Annotated in this window: 3 protein-coding genes; 1 reads left to right on the forward strand and 2 read right to left on the reverse strand. The window is 59.1% G+C overall.

All coding sequences use genetic code 11. The annotated features are described in order from the left end of the window. Positions 1–847: 847 nt before the first annotated feature. A complete protein-coding gene (locus VAE57_RS18220; RefSeq protein WP_322823248.1) occupies positions 848–1,801 on the forward strand; it encodes a TIGR01777 family oxidoreductase in 954 nt (317 codons plus the stop codon). A 73-nt stretch (positions 1,802–1,874) separates the two neighbouring features. Here VAE57_RS18220 and VAE57_RS18225 read toward each other — a convergent pair whose 3' ends face one another. Both VAE57_RS18225 and VAE57_RS18230 read right to left on the reverse strand, forming a co-directional pair. Next, positions 1,875–3,137 (reverse strand): AAA-like domain-containing protein, encoded by a 1,263-nt coding sequence (locus VAE57_RS18225; protein ID WP_322823249.1) that lies wholly within the window; start codon positions 3,135–3,137, stop codon positions 1,875–1,877. 15 nt (positions 3,138–3,152) lie between these two features. Beyond that, the coding region (locus VAE57_RS18230; protein ID WP_322823250.1) for a hypothetical protein at positions 3,153–3,350 on the reverse strand (198 nt) is incomplete at its 5' end.

Below are 3,350 nucleotides of genomic sequence, written 5' to 3' on the forward strand. Positions count from 1 at the left end.
CGAGGATGGCGGCACGCAGGCTGGAAGCCTGCGCCACGGGGAGCTGCCACGGGGAGCGCTTGCAGCCAGCCGGATGCAACGGGTGGGTAATGCATAGGGGAGCAGGGAGCATGGCGAGCTGCACTGGGGCGTCCTGATGCCATGCCGGTAGGTTCGTTCATCTGTTCTGGCCATTCCTCCCCCAGCGGGGGGAGATTAGGAGGGGGGGCCGGGATTGCGGTGAACAAGAACCAGTATGGAGCACGCCTCCAGTGGGCAATGTATTATCCATCAGCAGGTGGTCAACCGCGTCGCTCATCAGCAGCACCTAGCGCATCATGCACGATCCTGGCACTATCGCGTTGCACTGCGGTTGCGAGGGTATTACGTCACGAACGGAAAGCGGATGGTCACAGAGGTGGCGATGGTAGACGGTGTATCAGCCTGTGGCGCAGGCTGGAAGCCTGCCCCCCAACGGCCACGGCCAGTACCTGACGGCGGTGGCGAGGATGGCTGCACGCAGGCTGGAAGCCTGCGCCACGGGGAGCTGCCACGGGGAGCGCTTGCAGCCTGGCCTGACGCAGCGTGACATGTGGGTAATGCATGGAGAAAGCAGGTACGCTGCGATACCGATACGCTGGCAGGCACCTGCTTTCCGGCAGATAGACTGAACGCTTCAGGTTAGAACATCAGTGCGGAAAGCGAGTGTTTACCTCTCACCACCTGACTGGTGGGCTGAAGCATCTGCCACCCGCACAGGCGAACGACTATTCGGCGCTGGACGATGTACGGCTCACCCATAGTAACGCACAGCTTCGTGCAAAGGCCGACCATTGACAGCGTTACGTATGCAGGGTACGATGATAATATGAGTACAAAACGTATCATTATCACTGGCGCAACCGGCCTGATTGGGCGCAGGCTGGTTGCTGAATTACGCAACGACTACCACCTGGTCATCTTCAGTCGTGACCCGGCGCGGGCACGGTCAACCCTGCCCGGTGCTGCCGATTATGTGGCCTGGCAGCCATCTGAACAGGGGCCGTGGGCGGCTGCGGTTGATGGTGCCTGGGCCGTGGTTCATCTGGCCGGGGCACCGATTTCGACCGGTTTACTCGGCAAACGATGGACACCCGAATACAAAGCGGAGATTCGCGACAGTCGGGTGATCGGCACCCGTGGTATCGTCAATGCCATCGCTGCCGCGTCGCAGCGACCCAGTGTCTTCGTCTGTGCGTCGGCGGTTGGCTACTACGGCCCGTATCGTGACAACACTCCGCTCACCGAAGACTTGCCGCCGGGACGTGATTTTCTGGCGCAGGTCTGCGTGGCCTGGGAAGCGGAGGCTGTGTGCGCCGAAGAGTACAGTGTGCGTACCGTGCGCTTACGCACCGGTCTGGTGCTCGATCCCACATCGGGAGCGTTGCCGCAGATTATGCTGCCCTTCAAGCTCATGACCGGCGGCCCCATCCTGCCCGGCACGCAGGTCTACCCCTGGATTCACCCTGACGATGAGGTAGGCTTAATTCGCTTTGCCCTGGAAAACGAACAGGTGCGTGGCCCGCTCAACGCTGCCGCACCGGGTGCTTTGTCCAACCGCGACTTCGCCGCTATCGTTGGCAAAGTGCTTGGCTCTCCCTCCTGGCTACCGGTTCCCGAATTCAGTTTGCGGATTGCGCTGGGCGAAATGGCCGATCTGGTCGTCTACGGCCAGAATGCCATCCCCCGCAAAGCCCTCGACCTCGGTTACCAGTTTCGGTTTCCGACCCTGGAACCGGCTCTCCGCGATCTGCTCGATCTGCCAGCGCCGGTGAAGCGCTGAGCGGGCGGGGGGTGAGAAGGGTAGCTGGGGTGCTGAAGCCTGTAAACCGGGTCTGTATATCAGTGTTCGACTCTTAATCCCCCGCTATCCTTCTGGCAAATGCCTCGACAGTAGCCTTAACGAAGGCATTCAGACCGTTCTGCAACAATGGTTTGAATGCCATAAGTGCTTTCTGGAGCGCCTCACGCTCACTCTGTTTCAGATATCCATCCCACTGCTGCGCCTTCAACCAGTCGGTGATATTGGGATCGGCAGGTCGGAGGAGACGAATAAGCTCTTCTGCCAGAAACCAGGTCATCATCTCGACGACCGGGGTCACACCGCAACGGTACCTGGCATCTTCTCTGAGAAACCCACGCTGTATCAGTTGCCGCTGTTCGGGGGCGAAGTTGGGGAGATCGGTCAGCAGATGGTTCACATCAAACTCACGATCGGGGATCAGCCCTGGTATGGCTTCCAGCGCAGCCAGCGTAAAAGCCATTTGCTGGTAGGGCGTCCAGAGCCGCCAGGTATCACGCAGGATGGTTTCCACCTGGGCGAAGGTCTCGTTGACAGCCTGTTCACAGCGTCGTCTGAGATCAGGGTGCCCGGTAGAAAACTCATGCCAGAAATAAGCTGCTGCCTGCAGAAGATAGGGATGACCACCGCTCAGACCGGCCAGATACTCGCGTTCCTGTCTGGTAAAGGGAACATTCGCGGCTGCGAAGAGTGTATCAATCTCGTCATTGGTGAATGGGCCGATGGTGATCTCTTTCATGAAATTGAAGTAGGGCGAGCCGCTGCGGCTATATTCCTGAGTACGCTGGTTAAGCGTATCGAGCGATTGCCTGGCCGCAATGACCAGACTCAGCGAGGAGTAACGGGTTGCCAGCGAGCGTAACCCGCCGTAAAACTCGATCTGGTTCAAACCCGGTTCATCCAGGACAACATCAAACTCATCGATCAACAGGATTAGCCGCTGGCCGGCCTGTTGCAAGCAGTGAAACAGACTTTCCAGGACGAACGTACCAAAGCGCTCGCGCTCTGCTTTGAGGTAAGCCTGCCGCACAGACGGTAGTTTTTGCACCGGTTCCAGAGCCGCCTGCCAGAACTGGGGCACGCGCCACCCACACAGGGTGTGGGCATCGAGGTAACGTACCCAGACAGGCGTTTCAGCAACACCGGCAGCAAGGTGATCCTGGATGTGCAATAGTAATGACGTTTTGCCCATGCGGGGTTCGCCGGTAATCAAGACAGAACTTCCCTGGTGTAGTGCAGTCAATATCCGTCGTTGGGCCCATTGCCGACCGACAAAGGTTTTTCCACGCACCGGATTGCCGAAGGTGAACGGGTTCATTGCTGCTACCTCGTGTCAGTAGGGCCAGACCGGTACCGGCCACCGTCCACTGCTCAACCAGACCAACCCACCACTGCTGGCAAAGATGAGAAACAACCAGCTCAGACACAACCCACCCAACAGCCAGGGTTGGGTACGCTGATGCTTAATCGCGTTTTCAACCAGAGCCGCCACGCCGAACACCACACCGCCCGCCACGCCTAACGCCACGCC

This window comes from Chloroflexus sp., assembly GCF_034434295.1.
Classification (GTDB): domain Bacteria; phylum Chloroflexota; class Chloroflexia; order Chloroflexales; family Chloroflexaceae; genus Chloroflexus.